Source organism: Streptomyces sp. NPDC049970, assembly GCF_040660235.1.
Lineage (GTDB): Bacteria > Actinomycetota > Actinomycetes > Streptomycetales > Streptomycetaceae > Streptomyces.
In genome coordinates, this window is record NZ_JBFALP010000002.1 from 691,254 (window position 1) to 707,925 (window position 16,672).

Genomic DNA, 16,672 nt, shown 5'->3' on the forward strand with positions numbered 1-16,672 from the left:
GAGAGGGGCACCTGTGACCGACCGACAGAACCCGTACGACCCGTACTACCAGCAACAGCCGCAGATCATCGGCTATGACGAGTACGGGCAGCCGGTCTATCAGCAGCAGGGGCAGCAGGGGCAGCAGGGGCAGCAGGAACAACAGCAGTACGACCCGTACACCCAGCAGCAGCCCGGGCAGCCTCAGCAGGGCTACGGCTACGACCCGTACGCCGCCGGTACGCAGCAGCAGTACGACCCGTACGCCGCCCAGTACACCCAGCAGGAGCAGCCGGCCCAGCAGGGGCAGGGGCAGGGATACGGGTACGGCTACGGCGCATACGGCTACGACACCGGCCGGCAGCCCGCCGTCGACGACTCCACCCAGCAGTGGGCCGCCGCCCCCGCCCAGGCCGTCACCCCTGCCCCGTCACCCCCGGCAGCCGCTGCGGCACCGCCGTTTCCGGAGCAGCGCCGCGAGCCCGAGCCGCAGGCCGACACCTCAGCCGTCTCGGGCCCGCGCCGCGCCGACGGCGAGCCGGGCACCGAGCAGTTCGCGTTCATCGAGGAGCCCGACGAGGACTCCGAGGACGTCATCGACTGGCTGAAGTTCACCGAGAGCCGCAGCGAGCGGCGCGAGGAGGCACGCCGGCGCGGGCACAACCGGATGATTGCGCTGATAGTCGTCGTGGCCCTCGTGGTCGTCGGCGGTGCGGGCTACCTCTGGTTCGCCGGAAAGATCCCGGGAGTCGCGGGCAAGGACCAGCAGAGTGCCGCGGCGACGGGTCCGCAGAAGAGGGACGTCATAGTCGTCCATCTGCACAACACCAAGAAGGGCGGGACCTCCACGGCGCTGCTCGTCGACAACGTCACCACCGGACAGGGGACCACGGTCCTGCTGCCCAACTCGCTCGCCGTGGCCGGGGACGACGGTTCCACCACCACCCTCGGGAAGTCCGTCGACGACGACGGGTCCACCGGTACCCGCGAGGCGATCGACACACTGCTCGGCACCAGCATCAGCGGGACCTGGCGGCTCGACACCCCCTATCTCGAGAACCTCGTCGAGCTGGTGGGCAACATCGAGGTCGACACCGACACGGCCGTACCCGCCACCGAGAAGGGCGCCGCGCCCCTGGTGAACAAGGGCGAGGCCCAGACCCTGAGCGGCCAGATGGCCGTCGCGTACGCCACCTACCAGGGGCCGGGGGAGTCCGAGGCCAAGCAGCTCACCCGCTTCGGTCAGGTCATGCGGAGCGTCCTGCGCAAGCTGTCGGAGGACCCAAAGGCCGCGACGCTCACCATCGAGACGCTGGCGCAGATCCTCGACCCCTCCCTGCCGGAGCGGGACCTGGGCGCCTCGCTGGCGAAGCTCGCCGGACACGCCAAGGTCGGTGACTACAAGACGGAGGTGCTCCCGGTCCAGGAGGACGGCACCCTCACGGAGAGTGCCACCGAGAGCGTCGTCAAGGACGTCCTGGGCGGCAAGGTGAAGGCCCCGGACCAGGGCGCCGCGGTACGCGTCGGGATCAAGAACGCCACGGGCAGCACCCGCGGCACGGAGAGCGCCAGGGTCCAGCTGGTCAACGGCGGCTACGCCTTCGTCGACAGCGGCAAGGCGGGTACGGCGGTGTCGTCCTCGGTGGTCTACGGGACACCGGAGGAAAAGGCCAAGGCGGTCGAGGTCGCGAAGACCCTGGGCCTGCCCGACAGCGCCGTGCAGAAGGGCAAGCCCGCCGCGAACGCCGACGTGTCCGTCGTACTCGGACAGAACTACAAGATCCCGGAGTAGACGTCGTCAGGGCTGTCGGCGGTCCGTGAGACCCTAGGGGTTGATCTGACCGCCGACGAAAGCCTGCATGTGACCGCCACGGACCGCTCCATCGAGCTCATCAACGCCGCTGCCCAGGCGGCAGCCGACCGGCTCGCGCACGACATCATCGCCTACGACGTCAGCGACGTCCTGTCGATCACCGACGCCTTCCTCGTGGCCTCGGCTCCCAACGACCGCCAGGTCAAGTCGATCGTCGACGAGATCGAGGAGCGGCTGCAGGCGGAGCTCGGCGCCAAGCCGGTACGCCGCGAGGGCGACCGCGACGCACGCTGGATCCTGCTCGACTACGTCGACATCGTGATCCACGTCCAGCACAGCGAGGAGCGCGTGTTCTACGCACTCGAGCGACTGTGGAAGGACTGCCCCGAGATCGCCCTTCCCGAGGACGCGCTCAAGACCCGGGGCAAGGCCGAGGAGCACGCCCAGCTCAACGGTCGCGCGGAAGGTGAGCAGAGCTGAACAGCAGCGGAAGCGGCCGCGGCCGCAGGATCGTCCTCTGGCGTCACGGTCAGACGGCGTGGAACCTGGAGCGGCGATTCCAGGGCTCCACGGACATCGAGCTGACCGAGGCCGGCGTCGGGCAGGCCCGCCGGGCCGCCCGGCTGCTCGCCTCGCTCCAGCCGGACGCGATCGTGGCGTCCGACCTGCGCCGTGCCGCGGCCACGGCCGCCGAGCTCGGCTCGGTCACCGGCCTCGCCGTCGCACATGACTCGGCACTGCGCGAGACGTACGCGGGCTCCTGGCAGGGGCTCACGCACGAGGAGATCATCGAGCAGTACGCCGAGCAGTACGCCGCGTGGAAGCGCGGCGAACCCGTGCGCCGGGGCGGTGGCGAACTGGAGACCGAGGTGGCCGACCGGGCCGCTCCCGTCGTCCTGGACCACGTCGGCAAGCTGCCCGACGCGGGCACGCTCGTCGTGGTGAGCCACGGTGGCACGATCCGGACGACCATCGGCCGTCTGCTCGGACTCGAGGCCCTCCATTGGGAAGGGCTCGGAGGACTCTCCAACTGCTGTTGGTCCGTGCTGGGCGAGGGTGCGCGCGGCTGGCGCCTGCTCGAACACAACGCCGGAACGCTCCCCGAACCGGTGCTCGGGGACGACGACTAGCAGGTGCCGGGGAGCCATCCGCGGGTGGCAGGGACCGGATTTCACTTTCCGGCTGGTCGCAGGCTAAAGTTCCTCTTGTTCGCAGCGCGGAAACGCAGGGAAACACAGCGGACAGCGGGGCTATAGCTCAGTTGGTAGAGCGCCTGCATGGCATGCAGGAGGTCAGGAGTTCAATTCTCCTTAGCTCCACAGTCAAGATCTCGTCCCCGGCAGGGGGCGGGATCTTTTTTTTACCGTCACGCGGGGACGGCGACGGCACCCTGCGGGGGCAACTCCGCAACTGCCTTGCACGGCTGGGCACTAGGGGCGACAGGGCGCCCGGGGTCCTCCTCGCCGACATGTCGGCCGGTCCGGTGCCCTTCCTTCAGGCCAAAGGCGGGCGGTGGGGCCGTCGTCGGGCTGACCCCCTTGCGAGGCCATGGCAGAATCGGAGCGCCGGAGGGGGCGACGGACCGATCGGGAGGGAGCGCGATGCCTGAGAGCCGCGTACGGGTCCCGGACCTGCCTCTTGCCCCCGTCGCGACCCGTGACCGCATCGCGGCCGGCGGATCCGTCACCCATCGGATGAACTCCTTCGCGTGCACGGCCTGCGGCCACAGTCGGAGCTGACCGTATGGGTGCACACAGGCGGAAGTGCGACTGGTGCGGCAGCGGTACGCCCATCGTCAGGGACATGGACCCCGTCAACGCCGAGTTCCAGTACTGGTGCGAGGAGTGCGCGCAGGCGCTGATCATAAAAGGCGACGCCATCGAGACGTACCGGGAGCTCGAGGGGGAACCCATCTACGGGCGGCTCCTGGAGGAGCACTGCACCCTCAAACGGTTCTACTCCTTCGCCACCGCCTGACGAGGGCCGGCCGGAGCCGACCGGGCCCCAGGAGCCCAGCATGATCCGAACGAGAGGCCCCAGCCCGGCCGGAAACGATTTTTGATGGGCCGGGGGGACCGTGTAATGTTCTCGATGTCGCCAGGGAAACCGGGTGGCGGACAACACGGGGCTATAGCTCAGTTGGTAGAGCGCCTGCATGGCATGCAGGAGGTCAGGAGTTCAATTCTCCTTAGCTCCACAGTGAAGAAGCGGGTCATCCTCATCGGGTGACCCGCTTCTCGTCGTGCCGCTCGTCCCGCTCTCGCCGGGCAGGAGCCGCCGGTCAGTTCCGGCCGCCGCCGAGAGCCTTGCGCGGTGCGCTGCGGGGCAGCGCGGGGCGTTCGGCCGGGGCCGCCTGTTCGATGCGCAGCGCGAGCGCCGGGCAGCGGCGTACGGCGCGCTGGGCCCGGCCCCGCAGGTGCATCGGAACGGCGGCGTCCGCGAGTGCGGGGTAGCCGTCGGCACCCAGCCTGATCAGCTCGGGGACGATGTCCGCGCAGAGGCCGTGCCCCTGGCAGAGCGTCCAGTCCACGGCGAGCTTCTCACCGCTCGGGATGGACTCCTCCAGGTTCTCGTAGCCAGGGGCGGGCAGCGGCAGCACCCCGAGTGTTTCCCGCCCGCAGCTCCCGTCCAGGACGTGCGCGGCGAGGTCGTCCGTGAACGCGGAGAGGGTGGATGCCAGGAAGCGTGCCGATCCGTCGGGATGCTTGCAGGCGCCGCGGCCCTTCACGGCCTGGGTGACCTCGCGCAACGCCTCCAGCGCCGCGGGACCGCCACCGTTCAGGACGTCCGAGAGTCCGCCCGCCGCGGCCGGCAGCCCGAGCTTGCAGGGGCCGCACTGCCCGGCGGTCTCGGCGGCCAGCCAGTTCGCGATTCTCAGCGACTCACCGATCGGACAGGTCTCGGGGCCGATCGGAAGGACGGCCCCGGCGCCGAGAGCGCCGCCCACCGCGGCCAGGGAGGCTCTGGAGATCACGGCGTCGTGCGAGGCCACCGCGTCGATCCAGTTGCCGTGATAGCCGCCGGTGAGTACGCCCTGGGGCAGCGGAGGGGCTCCGGCCAGCTGGAGGACGTACCGCAGGGGCACCCCGGTGGGCACCTCTATCACCATGGGGCGCGCCACGGCCCCGGAGACGGTCAGCAGGACCGTGCCCGGCTCGTCGTGCAGCCCCGTGTGGCCGTAGCGGCGGGAGCCGATACGGGCGGCGACCGCGAGCTGCGCGTAGGTCTCCGCGTTCGACAGGAGTGTCGGCGCGCCGGCCACCCCCGACTCCGCCGCGCGCTCGCGGCGGCCCGGTGGCAGGGCGGGACCGCCGTTCACCGCCCGGATGACCGCCGAGGCCTCCCCGGAGACCATGCGTTCCGGGGTGCGGACCACGCGGGCGCGCAGGTGTTGCCCCCGCCGGTCGGACAGGCCGCGCTCCGCCAGGGCGGTCCGGACGGAGATCTCCGTCGAATTGCGCGTGACGGCCACGACCAGGGTGCGGGCGCCGAGCGCCTCGGCCGCGAGCAGCGCGCCGTCCAGGATGAGGTGCGGGGCCCGGTTGAGCAGCACGGTGTCCTTGCGGCAGGCGGGCTCACCCTCGCTGCCGTTGATCACGACGACGGGCCGGACCCCGCGCCGAATGGACGCCTTCGCGACCGCGCGCAGCTTCTTCCCGAAGGGGAATCCGGCGCCGCCGCGGCCGCGCAGCGAGATGGACTCCGCCAGCTCTGCGAGCCGCTCGCCCGTCATGGGTTCGAGCGGGCCGTGCACCTTCAGGTGCATGGCGAGATCGAGGCGTTCCACCAGGTCGAAGCCGGTGGTCAGCTGGGGGAGGCCGACGACGCGGACCTCGGGTACATCGGGGAGGGGGACGTTCACGGTCGGTCTCCTGCGGGTGCGTGCCAGGGCGCCCCGGGCGGGGGCGGATAGAGCGGTCCCGGCGGCAGCTGCTCGGTCTCCTGGCCGGATGCGGGCGGCGGCGGGTAGGGGGTGTGGCCGGGCCCGGGGGCCTGCGCGGGGGGCGCGGGCGAGGGCGCGGGCCAGCGTCCGTCCGCCCCCTCCGGCGGACGGACCGACGGACGGGAGACGGCCCGGTACGCCGCCGATATGCCGGGCCGAGGGCCCGCGGCCGCACCGGGGGACGGGCCCGGTCCGAGCCGGTCGGAGCCGCGCGGCGGTGGTTCGTACGGCGGGGGCTCGTGCCGCAGGGGCTCGTACGGAGGCTGCTCGGGCCGGGTCTGCTCGTACAGGGGCTCCGTGTAGGGGGCCCGCGTGTGGGGCTCCGGCTCGTACCGCTGCTGCCCGTAGGGCTTCGCCGCGTACGCCGTGGACTCGTGCCCATCCGTGCCGGAGGTAGGGAATGAGGGTGCGGGCGCGGTCAGTGTCCGCGGGCGTACCGGGGTGCCGCGCACGCCTCGGTCGTGGAAGTCGTCGTCGCCCCAGCCCGGGGCGTCGGGCGGCAGACCGCGGCGGGGCTGCGGAGGCGTGTGGTCCGCTCCGGGGAGTGGTGAGGAGCGTACGACCGTGTCGGAGGTCTGCGGCGGACCGTCCGAGCCGATCAGGTCGGTGATCAGCTCGGTCACCAGCCGCTTGGCGGGGCCGGGGAGCAGGCGCAGGCAGAGCGCGGCAGCCACTGCCAGCAGGCAGAGTATGTACATCACGACGACCCAGGTCGCGGGCTGCCTCCCGGCGTAGAGACCGTGGACCAGGGCGGAACACCAGGCCGGGTAGGCCAGGGCGTGCAGGGCGCGCCAACGGCCGGCGATCCTGCCAGGGGTGGCGAACGCGCTGCGCATGGCCCCGGTGGCCGCGGTGACGATCATCAGCAGCCCGGCCAGTGAGCCGAAGCCGATCAGACCGGCGGTGCCGCTCACGCCGGTGCCGAACGGTATGAGCGCACCGATGAGCCCGACATGGCCGAGCGCGACCTTCACCGTGCCGTGCAGCAGGAGGAAGCCGAGCGAGGTGACGGCGGCGGCCCGGTGGATGCCCTGGCAGAGCAGCCGCTGACGGGTCGAGAGGAACAGCCGGTCGGTGGCCAGCAGGCCCCAGGCGACCGCCGCGGTGAGCGACACCAGCGTCAGTACGCCGGTGGTGAAGTCGAACGCGGCGCGTATGCCGTCGCTTCCCGCGACGGCGAGCAGCGGAATGAGGATCAGTGCCGCGACGGTGGCCCCGCCCTGCAGAGGGCGGCTCATGCCTGGGCTGCGGCTCAGGGAGGGGGACGAGCGGATCCTGCGATGAGGCTTCATGGGGGGCGACTCCGAATGGCTCGGCAAAGCGGTCCCGTTGCCGCATGCTAGGTCGCCGCATACTGGCCGGTACGAGGTTTGAACTGTTGCCCCGATAGGGGGCAGTACGCGGAGTAACCTCCGGAGTGTGTAGGTCCTGCGGAGAGTTCGTGGCCGTCGAGTGCGATCGGAACTCTGGAGCGGGCGGTTCCCGGACGGATCCCGTGCAGGCCGTCTGCCGGGCCCCGCGCCGGGCCCTTGCGGTACCCTGACGCCATGCGTGCCGTAGGCCTTCTGCTTAGCGAGCCGCGCTGACAACTCCCGACCGGTGAGAACGCCTGGTCGGAATCGGCGCGGCGTCCCCTCCTGTGCGAGGGGATTTTTCGTTTCCGTAGACGTGTGTCCCTACACGTGTGTCCGTGGACGTGGGCGCCCGGCAGATGACGATCGATGGAGCTTTGAGGATCATGAGCGAGACGAACACCGCGGCCGAGACGGCCGCGCCGCACCGCTACACGGCAGCGATGGCTGCCGACATCGAGGCACGCTGGCAGGACTTCTGGGACGCCGAGGGGACGTACGAGGCGCCCAACCCGACCGGTGACCTGGCGGACGATCCGGAGCTGGCCGCCAAGCCGAAGCGCTTCATCATGGACATGTTCCCGTACCCCTCGGGCGCCGGTCTGCACGTCGGCCACCCGCTGGGGTACATCGCCACCGACGTGTACGCCCGTCACCAGCGGATGACCGGGCACAACGTCCTGCACACGCTGGGCTTCGACGCCTTCGGCCTGCCGGCCGAGCAGTACGCGGTGCAGACGGGCACGCACCCGCGGGTCTCCACCGAGGCCAACATGAAGAACATGAAGGTCCAGCTCCGTCGGCTGGGCCTGGGCCATGACAATCGCCGCTCCTTCGCGACGATCGACGCGGACTACTACAAGTGGACGCAGTGGATCTTCCTGCAGATCTTCAACTCCTGGTACGACGCGGAGGCCGACCGTGCCCGCCCGATCGCCGAACTGGTCGCCCAGTTCGAGAGCGGTGAGCGCCAGCTCCCGGACGGCCAGGAGTGGGGTTCGCTGACCGCCGGCGAACGCGCCGAGGTCCTGGGGCGACACCGCCTGGCCTACGCGTCCGAAGCACCCGTCAACTGGTCGCCCGGCCTGGGCACCGTGCTGGCCAACGAAGAGGTGACGGCCGACGGCCGCTCCGAGCGCGGCAACTTCCCGGTCTTCAAGGCCAAACTGCGTCAGTGGAACATGCGGATCACCGCCTACGCCGACCGGCTGCTGAACGACCTGGACGGGCTGGACTGGCCGGAGGCCATCAAGCTGCAGCAACGCAACTGGATCGGCCGCTCCGAGGGCGCGCGCGTCGACTTCCCGGTCGACGGAGCCGGGGACATCACCGTCTTCACCACCCGCCAGGACACCCTGTTCGGTGCGACCTACATGGTGCTGGCGCCCGAACACGAACTGGTCGAGCGGATCATTCCCGCCTCCTGGCCCGAAGGCACGCACCCGGTGTGGACCGGCGGCCACGCGAACCCGGCCGAGGCCGTCAACGCATACCGCAAGCAGGCAGCGGCCAAGTCCGACGTCGAGCGCCAGGCGGAGGCCAAGGACAAGACCGGCGTCTTCACCGGCGCCTACGCGACCAACCCCGTCAGCGGCGAGAAGGTTCCCGTCTTCATCGCCGACTACGTCCTGATGGGTTACGGCACCGGCGCGATCATGGCTGTACCGGCGCACGACGCGCGCGACTTCGCGTTCGCGCGCGCCTTCGAGCTGCCGATGCGCTGTGTCGTCCAGCCGTCGGACGACCGTGGCCTGGACGCTTCGACGTGGGAGAACGCGTTCGCCTCGTACGAGGCGAAACTGGTCAACTCCGCCAACGACGAGATCTCGCTGGACGGCCTGGGCGTAGTCGAGGCCAAGGCGAAGATCACGGAGTGGCTGCAGGCACGTGGCGTCGGTGAGGGCACGGTCAACTTCCGGCTGCGCGACTGGCTGTTCAGCCGTCAGCGCTACTGGGGCGAGCCGTTCCCGATCGTCTACGACGAGGAGGGCGTCGCCCACCCGCTGCCCGAGTCGATGCTGCCGCTGGAGCTGCCCGAGGTCGAGGACTACTCGCCGCGCACCTTCGACCCGGAGGACGCCGACACCCAGCCCGAGACCCCGCTGTCCCGCAACGCCGACTGGGTCAACGTCACGCTGGACCTGGGCGACGGTGCCGGTCCCCGAAAGTACCGACGCGAGACGAACACCATGCCCAACTGGGCCGGTTCCTGCTGGTACGAGCTGCGCTACCTGGACCCGAACAACGACCAGCGGCTGGTCGACCCGGCGATCGAGCAGTACTGGATGGGCCCGCGGGAGGGGCAGCCCACCGGCGGTGTCGACCTGTACGTCGGCGGCGCGGAACACGCGGTGCTGCACCTGCTGTACGCCCGTTTCTGGTCCAAGGTGCTGCACGACCTGGGGCACATCTCGTCGGCCGAGCCGTTCCACAAGCTGTACAACCAGGGCATGATCCAGGCCTTCGTCTACCGGGACAGCCGCGGCATCGCGGTCCCGGCCACCGAGGTCGAGGAGCGTGACGGGGCCTACTACCACGGTGGCGAGAAGGTCAGCCGTGTCCTGGGCAAGATGGGCAAGTCCCTGAAGAACGCCGTGACGCCGGACGAGATCTGCGGAGAGTACGGCGCCGACACCCTGCGGCTGTACGAGATGGCCATGGGCCCGCTGGACGTCTCCCGTCCGTGGGACACCCGCGCGGTGGTCGGCCAGTACCGGCTGCTGCAGCGACTGTGGCGCAACATCGTCGACGAGGAGACCGGTGAGGTGACCGTCGTCGACACCGAGCCCGGCGAGGACACCCTGCGTGCGCTGCACAAGGCCATCGACGGCGTCGGTCAGGACATGGCCGGCATGCGCTTCAACACGGCCATCGCCAAGGTCACCGAGCTGAACAACCATCTGACGAAGACGGGCGGTCCGCTGTCGCGGCCGGTCGCCGAGCGGCTGGTGCTGCTGATCGCACCGCTGGCGCCGCACGTGGCGGAGGAACTGTGGCGCCGGCTGGGCCACACCGAGTCCGTCGTGCACCAGGACTTCCCCGTCGCCGACCCGGCGTACGTCGTCGACGAGACCGTCACCTGCGTGGTGCAGGTCAAGGGCAAGGTCAGGGCGCGCCTGGAGGTCTCCCCGTCGATCACGGACGAGGAGCTGGAAGCACTGGCCCTGGCCGACGAGAACGTCGTCGCCGCACTGGGCGGGGCCGGGATCCGCAAGGTGATCGTCCGGGCGCCGAAGCTGGTCAACATCGTGCCCGCGTAACCACTCCGGGGCGGGCCGCGCCGCCGGGCGCGAGGCCGCCGCTGGCGGTCCGTCGCACTCACCCGGGCCGGGCGGTGGGGGCCCCGCTCCCTAAGGGGGCATTCCCCTACGGGGGCTTTCCCCTACGGGCAGGTTGGGGGTTCCTGTGGAACCCCCAACCTGCCCGTTCCGTTTACCGTGGAGGGGTGGGCCGCACACGGCAGCCGAGCCGAAGACCGAGGGGCGTTCATGGAAACCGTGATCCTGATCCTGACGCTGCTGTTCGTCGCTTTCATGGCGCTCGGTGTGTACGCCGGCGTCAAGGCGGTTCGAGTGGCCAAGCGTGGCGTGGACCGGACGATCTCGCAGGCACGCCGCTCCGTGGAGGACACCACGCTGCGGGCGAAGAGCTACGGTCAGCCGGGTGTGCCCGGGGAACTCGCACAGCTGCGGCTCGCCCTGCGGACGTCGATGCGTGCCACACAGGACGCACTGAACGCCGGGGTGGCGGAGGACGCCTCCCTGTCCGAGTCCCTGAGCCTCTTCCAGCGCCTGAGCGCCCACGGGCGCGAGCTCGACGAGGACCTCAAGAGGCTTGAGCGCGAACCGGACCGGGCGACGGTGGCCACCCTCCTGCCCGGCCTCAAGGAACGCACCCAGCGCATCACGCACTCGGCCGAGTCGCTGCGCTGGGCGGCGCGTGACCGGGCCAGGCAGTTCGCCGACGACGACCTCGCCGCGCTCAACGCGCAGATCGACGTGGAGGCCGGTGCCCTGCGGCACTGGACGACGGAGGAGCCGCAGACGCCGGGCGGCGACGGGGCCGGGCACAACTGGAGCGCTCCGGCCGACGAGCCGTCGCCGCAGGCGATCACCTCTCCGGATCCGCGGCTGGGCACCGGCTACCCGTGGCAGAAGTCGGCCAAGCCGGAGACCACGAACTGAGCCGACCTGAAGCCGGGCGACACCGTGCTCCGGCGATGGCCAGGACGCCGGGTCCACAGCGGCCCACCACCCGCCGTACGGGACCCGGGTCGAGCAGCCTTCGGAACACGACAGGACATGTCCCCACCTGGCGAGTCATGTCCGAGCCGCGTCGATGAATGTTTTCAGGGCGACCGGACATGATCAGCAGGTCGGTCCCGGGCTGCCGTGTCCGCTCCCTGGAAGGTAATCTCCGGCTCATGTCCCGCCATGTCGCTATCGTCACCGATTCAACGGCCTACCTGCCGCGCCAGACGATGGAACGGCACGGCATCACCGCGGTGCCGCTGACCGTCGTCCTGGGTGATCAGGCGCTCGAGGAAGGCACGGAGATCTCGGCGCGGTCCTTGGCCCTGGCTCTGCAGAAGCGTCGTTCCGTCACCACGTCACGGCCCAGCCCGGAGATCTTCGCCGCTGCCTACCGTGCGGCTGCGGAGGCCGGTGCCGCCGGTGTCATCTCCCTCCATCTCTCCGCCGAGCTCTCCGGCACGTACGACGCCGCGCTGGTCGCGGCCAAGGACGCACCCGTGCCGGTGCGCGTCGTCGACACCGGCATGGTGGCCATGGCCCTGGGATTCTGCGCGCTCGCCGCAGCCGAGACCGCCGAGGCGGGGGGCGGGCTGGACGAGGCGGTCGCCGCGGCCGAGAAGCGTGCGGCCGGAACTTCCGCGTTCTTCTACGTCGACACCCTGGACTATCTGCGCCGGGGCGGCCGTATAGGTGCCGCCCAGGCGCTGCTGGGGTCCGCCCTCGCGGTCAAGCCGCTGCTCCAACTGGAGGGCGGTCGTATCGAACTGCTGGAGAAGGTACGGACGGCGTCGAAGGCGATCGCGCGGCTCGAGGAGATCGTCGCGGCGCGGGCGGGTGCGGGCGCGGTGGACATCGCCGTGCACCATCTTGCCGCGCCTGAGGGAGCCGAGCGGCTCGCGGACCGGTTGCGCGGACGGGTGCCCGGGCTCGCCGAGCTGTACGTGAGCGAAGTCGGAGCCGTCATCGGAGCGCACACCGGTCCGGGGCTGCTGGGAGCGGTGGTCTCACCGCGCTGAATTCACTCCGGCGGGTGGCGGAGATATTCACAACTGGCGAGTTATCCACCGGATATGGGGCAGGTCGGCGAATTTCAGCAGAAGTGTCTAGCGTCGTGAGGCATGACCTACGAAACACTTCACACGTTAAGCCGCCCGACCCTCCCGCAGGAACTGACCAGCGGTGCGAAGCGCGTTGCTTCCGGTCGCCCCGCCGAGCGGGAGACCGCCCCGTTCGCGCGCACCGGCACGAATGCCAACGCCGACACCGAGGCACGTGTGGGCAGGGACGCGAGTGCCGGAAGGCAAGCCGGCGCGGCTACTTACGCCGGTGCGAACGAGTACGCCGGTGCGAACGAGTACACCGCCACGGGCACGTACGCCGACACCAGTGCACACCAGGCTCCTCGCCGTCCGGTGAGCGGGGCGGGGCCGGCCGGGCGTGCCCGCCACAGGTCCGGCGTCCGCCCGGGGGGAGCGGCCGGTACCTCGCCCGGCACCGCGCTCGGCGCCCGTCATGGACGCAGGCGGCGGCTCGCGCGCGGTGAAGAAGCGGAAGTCGCCGCGGTCTCCCGGCTTCGGGCGAACGCGCTGATGGCAGGCGGCCGCTCGCCGACGGGCAGGGGGACGAACACCGAAGGGACGCCACTGGCCGAGCCTGAGCCCGGGCGCGAGTCCGAGCCCGGGCGCGGCCGCGAGGCGCCCTCCTGGGCCGTCGGTCCGGAGACGCGCACCCGCCCGGACGCGGGGACCGCTCCGGGGCCCACGGTCGCCGCGTCCCGCTCGGCGGTCATCAGTGAGCCCGGAACCTCCGCGGTGTCTCGCTCGGTGGGCATCGGAGCGGCCGGTACCTTCGCCCCACCTCGCCCGGCCGGCACCTCCGCCGTGCGTCAGGGGCGGTGGCGGGAAGCCGGGACCGCGCTGCGCGACCGCTTACCCCTGTGGGTGCAACTCCGCTGCGGTCTGGAGCCACGCGCCCTCATCGCTCTGGCCGTCGTTCTGGCGGGTGCCGCGGTTCTCGCCACGACCCACTTCTGGTCCGCCCGCCCCGAGGCCGTACGTGCTCCCGAGCGGGTGGCGGAAGCAGCCGCGGTCCAACCAGCCGGGTCGGGAGCCTCGGGCGCTCAAGGGCCGGGTACCTCCTCCGGCCCGTCCGCCGGGTCCTCGGCACCCTCGGCGCAGGGCGGGCGGATCGTCGTCGACGTGAGCGGCAAGGTGCGGCTGCCGGGCATTCAGCATCTGCCGGCGGGCTCACGGGTCGCGGACGCCTTGAATGCGGCGGGAGGCGTGCGTGAGGGCGCGGATCTCACGGGACTCAACCGTGCGCGTGTCCTGACGGACGGCGAACAGGTCTTGGTGGGGCTGCCCGCCGCGCAGCCGCCGCCTGGCGGCGGTAGCCCGGGGACGGGGCAAGCCGGGCCGTCGGCGCCGCTCAGCCTCGGAACGGCCACCGTCGAGCAACTCGAAACCCTGCCCGGTGTCGGGCCGGTCCTGGCCCAGCACATCCTCGACTACCGGACGGAGCACGGTGGTTACCGCTCGGTCGACGAGCTGCGTGAGGTCAACGGGATCGGTGATCGCCGGTTCGCGGATCTTCGGGCGCTGGTCACGCCATGAACAGCCCGGACGTGCACAGGGACTCAGGTCAGCGGTTGGGTGACGCCGACCCGCGGCAGGAGGGCCCGGCCGACCTCCGGCTGGTTCCTCCCGCCCTGGCGGTATGGGGTGCTGCCGTGGTGGCGCTGGGTGCGCCGGGCCGCTGGGCGGCAGTGGGAGCCCTTCTCTGCTTCTGCGCGGGCCTGGGCCTGATCGTCGTATCCCGAACCGCTGGCGGCCGGACGGGCGACGGCCGGGCCGCTGATGGCCGAACCGGCGGGGCGTCACGGTGCGGGAGCCCACCGGGGGCGGCGGGCCCCGAGGGGGCGCGAAGTGTGTCGAGCGCGGAATGGCGTGTGCGGCCCGCTCGGCCGTGCACCGCCGTCGCCGCGGTGTTGCTGTGCGCGGCGGCGGGGGCGACGGCGGGCGCGCTGCACGGCGCGGATGCCCGCAGCGGTCCGGTCCCCGGACTGGCGCAGACGTACGCCCGGGTCGAAGCGGAGGTGACCGTCACGTCCGACCCGCGGCAGACAAGGCCTCGTGTGCAGGGGGACCACAGCACCCCCGCATCCCTGCTTCTGGATGCCGAGATCACGCGTCTGACCGCCCCCGACGGGAAGACGACCGCACTCCGTACCCCGGTCCTCGTCATGGTCGCTCCCGGCGACGCGGCGGGGAGATGGAAGAAGCTGCTGCCCTCCACAGCTCTCCACGTCAGCGGGCGGCTTGCGCCACCGCGGCACGAGGGGGAGCGCATCGCCGCCGTACTCGGTACCGGTGCGGACGAGCCCCCGGAAGTGGTGTCGCGGCCCACCCTCCTCCAACGTGGTGCGGGACGGCTGCGTGCCGGCCTGCGGGAGGCCGCCGACGGGCTCGACACCGATGCGCGGGCACTCCTGCCTGGCCTGGTGGTGGGAGACACCTCCCGAGTCCCGCCCGATCTGCACGACGCCTTCAAAGCCACCGATCTCACACACCTGCTGGCAGTTTCGGGCGCGAATCTCTCGATTCTTCTCTTTCTTCTCATCGGGCCGCCGGGAGCAGCCCTGCGAAGTGAACGCCGAGGCCTGGCGCCCAGGTTGGGCCTGTCCTTGCGCATGACCGCCATGACCGGCGGCGGGATCGCACTCGCCTTCGTGATCGTCTGCCGTCCCGAACCGAGTGTGCTGCGCGCGGCGGCCTGCGGGCTGATCACACTGCTCGCGATCGGTACGGGCCGTCGCAGATCGCTGATCCCGGCTCTGGCCGCGGCCGTTCTGCTGCTGGTGCTGTACGACCCGTGGCTGGCCCGCAGTTACGGGTTTCTGCTCTCGGTGCTCGCGACCGGGGCACTCCTCGTCCTCGCCCCGCGGTGGAGCGGTGCTCTGCAGCGGCGTGGTGTCCCGGCGCGGCTCGCCGAGATACTGGCCGCCGCCGGCGCGGCCCAGGCGGTCTGCGCGCCCGTGGTCGTGGTCCTCGCCTCGCGGGTCAGTCTGGTGGCCATTCCCTGCAACCTGCTGGCCGAGTTCGCCGTCGCGCCCGCGACGGTCCTCGGGTTCGCCGCGCTCGCCGTCGCCCCGGCATGGATGACGGCGGCGGAAGGCCTGGCCACGGTCGCCGGCTGGCCGGTCGGCTGGATCGCAACCGTGGCCCGCTCCGGAGCCGCTCTGCCGGGGGCGGAGGCCTCCTGGCCGGGCGGCTGGCGCGGTGCCGCCCTCCTCGCCGCCCTCACGTTGGCGCTGGTGCTCTCCGCCCGCCGCCTGGCCCGTCACCCGTGGATCTGCTCCGCCGCCGCGCTGCTGCTGGTGCTCGCGATCCTGAGACCGGTACCGCTCACTCGGTTCGTCACGGGATGGCCGCCCCCGGGCTGGGCCTTAGCCCTGTGCGACGTGGGGCAGGGCGATGCCATGGTGCTTGCCGCGGGGGACGGTACGGGTGTGGTCGTGGACACGGGCCCCGAACCTCGGCTCGTGGACCGGTGTCTGCGCGAGCTGGGGATCACCCGCGTGCCCCTCCTGCTGCTGACCCACTTCCACGCAGATCATGTGCGGGGTCTCCCTGGCGTGCTGAGGGGCCGGGAGGTCGGTGCGATCCAGACGACGGTTCTGGACGAACCTCCGGAGCAGGCGGCCTTCGTGAAGCGAACGGCCGCAGCGGCGCACGTGCCGACGGTCCGTGCCGTTCCGGGTGAGCGACGTCGTGAGGGCCCTCTCGACTGGCAGGTGCTCTGGCCGGCGGCAGACCCGCGAGGAGCGGTGCCGATCTTCGTCGGCGAGGAACCGAACGACTCCAGCGTCACACTTCTGGTCCGGTCCGCAGGGCTGACCCTGCTTCTCCTCGGCGACCTCGAACCGCCCTCACAGCAAGGGGTGTTGCGCAGCTATCCGGCCCTGCCCCGGGTGGACGTACTCAAGGTCGCGCACCACGGCTCCGCCCACCAGGATCCGGCTCTGCTGCGCAGCGTCAGCCCGCGGTTCGCCCTGATCAGCTGTGGCACGGACAATCCTTACGGCCATCCGGCTGCCCGGACGATCGAAGCGCTGGAGGCCGCGGGGGCGGAGGTTCTGCGGACCGACATCCACGGTGCCATCACGGTCTCGGGCGCCGGTTCAGGGCTTCGCGCGGCGGGGCGATCATGAATAGAGGTGATGAGGTGAGAGGTGATGAGGTGGTCTGCCCGCGCTGTTCGGGGGTCGTATGCCGACTCCGGTTCGGTTCACGGCTTGCACCACGATCGCTTTGCTCGTCAAGGCGTGCACGCC

At 71.2% G+C, this 16,672-nt stretch carries 11 protein-coding genes and 2 tRNA genes; 11 read left to right on the forward strand and 2 right to left on the reverse strand.

Features of this window, described 5'->3' with window-relative positions:
• The first annotated feature begins 13 nt into the window (after positions 1-13).
• The 6 genes from AB0I83_RS05855 (at position 14) to AB0I83_RS05880 (ending at position 3,989) form a co-directional block, all read left to right on the forward strand.
• A complete protein-coding gene (locus AB0I83_RS05855) occupies positions 14-1,771 on the forward strand; it encodes an LCP family protein (protein WP_363303749.1) in 1,758 nt (585 codons plus the stop codon).
• A 69-nt stretch (positions 1,772-1,840) separates the two neighbouring features.
• Positions 1,841-2,272, forward strand: coding sequence for a ribosome silencing factor (gene rsfS / locus AB0I83_RS05860; RefSeq protein WP_356534790.1), 432 nt, complete (start codon positions 1,841-1,843; stop codon positions 2,270-2,272).
• Positions 2,269-2,922, forward strand: a complete 654-nt coding sequence (locus AB0I83_RS05865; protein WP_356534796.1) for a histidine phosphatase family protein — start codon at positions 2,269-2,271, stop codon at positions 2,920-2,922. The genes rsfS and AB0I83_RS05865 overlap by 4 nt, the downstream gene beginning before the upstream one ends.
• Before the next feature lie 116 nt (positions 2,923-3,038).
• Positions 3,039-3,111, forward strand: a tRNA-Ala gene (locus AB0I83_RS05870).
• Positions 3,112-3,535: 424 nt separating this feature from the next.
• Complete coding sequence (locus tag AB0I83_RS05875) at positions 3,536-3,769, forward strand: hypothetical protein (RefSeq protein ID WP_356534792.1); 234 nt, start codon at positions 3,536-3,538, stop codon at positions 3,767-3,769.
• Positions 3,770-3,916: 147 nt separating this feature from the next.
• A tRNA-Ala gene (locus AB0I83_RS05880) sits at positions 3,917-3,989 on the forward strand.
• Between the two features lie 84 nt (positions 3,990-4,073).
• On the opposite strand, the gene AB0I83_RS05885 is transcribed toward AB0I83_RS05880, so the two are convergent.
• A complete protein-coding gene (locus tag AB0I83_RS05885) occupies positions 4,074-5,654 on the reverse strand; it encodes an NADH-ubiquinone oxidoreductase-F iron-sulfur binding region domain-containing protein (protein ID WP_363303750.1) in 1,581 nt (526 codons plus the stop codon).
• On the reverse strand, positions 5,651-6,973 hold the full coding sequence (locus tag AB0I83_RS05890) for a hypothetical protein (RefSeq protein WP_363303752.1): 1,323 nt from the start codon (positions 6,971-6,973) through the stop codon (positions 5,651-5,653). The genes AB0I83_RS05885 and AB0I83_RS05890 overlap by 4 nt, the downstream gene beginning before the upstream one ends.
• A gap of 500 nt (positions 6,974-7,473) precedes the next feature.
• On the opposite strand from AB0I83_RS05890, the gene leuS reads away from it, so the two are divergent.
• From leuS to AB0I83_RS05915, 5 genes are all read left to right on the forward strand, one after another.
• Positions 7,474-10,347: a leucine--tRNA ligase gene (gene leuS, locus AB0I83_RS05895; protein WP_363303753.1), complete on the forward strand. Its 2,874-nt coding sequence runs from the start codon at positions 7,474-7,476 to the stop codon at positions 10,345-10,347.
• Between the two features lie 228 nt (positions 10,348-10,575).
• On the forward strand, positions 10,576-11,271 hold the full coding sequence (locus tag AB0I83_RS05900; protein ID WP_363303754.1) for a hypothetical protein: 696 nt from the start codon (positions 10,576-10,578) through the stop codon (positions 11,269-11,271).
• Between the two features lie 239 nt (positions 11,272-11,510).
• Positions 11,511-12,356, forward strand: a complete 846-nt coding sequence (locus AB0I83_RS05905; protein WP_363303755.1) for a DegV family protein — start codon at positions 11,511-11,513, stop codon at positions 12,354-12,356.
• 573 nt (positions 12,357-12,929) lie between these two features.
• Positions 12,930-13,952 carry a ComEA family DNA-binding protein gene (locus AB0I83_RS05910; protein WP_363303804.1) on the forward strand — a complete coding sequence of 341 codons (1,023 nt, stop codon included), beginning with the start codon at positions 12,930-12,932 and terminating at the stop codon, positions 13,950-13,952.
• Entirely contained in the window at positions 13,949-16,549 is a 2,601-nt protein-coding gene (locus AB0I83_RS05915) for a ComEC/Rec2 family competence protein (protein ID WP_363303757.1), read from the forward strand. The genes AB0I83_RS05910 and AB0I83_RS05915 overlap by 4 nt, the downstream gene beginning before the upstream one ends.
• The last annotated feature ends 123 nt before the right edge of the window (positions 16,550-16,672 follow it).

Bases quoted from the DNA above. Each gene is read 5' to 3' on its own strand.
- AB0I83_RS05875 (WP_356534792.1), top strand. From the start codon at position 3,536: ATGGGTGCACACAGGCGGAAGTGCGACTGGTGCGGCAGCGGTACGCCC.
- AB0I83_RS05890 (WP_363303752.1), bottom strand. From the start codon at position 6,973: ATGAGCCGCCCTCTGCAGGGCGGGGCCACCGTCGCGGCACTGATCCTC.
- leuS (WP_363303753.1), top strand. From the start codon at position 7,474: ATGAGCGAGACGAACACCGCGGCCGAGACGGCCGCGCCGCACCGCTAC.
- AB0I83_RS05900 (WP_363303754.1), top strand. From the start codon at position 10,576: ATGGAAACCGTGATCCTGATCCTGACGCTGCTGTTCGTCGCTTTCATG.
- AB0I83_RS05905 (WP_363303755.1), top strand. From the start codon at position 11,511: ATGTCCCGCCATGTCGCTATCGTCACCGATTCAACGGCCTACCTGCCG.
- AB0I83_RS05910 (WP_363303804.1), top strand. From the start codon at position 12,930: ATGGCAGGCGGCCGCTCGCCGACGGGCAGGGGGACGAACACCGAAGGG.
- AB0I83_RS05915 (WP_363303757.1), top strand. From the start codon at position 13,949: ATGAACAGCCCGGACGTGCACAGGGACTCAGGTCAGCGGTTGGGTGAC.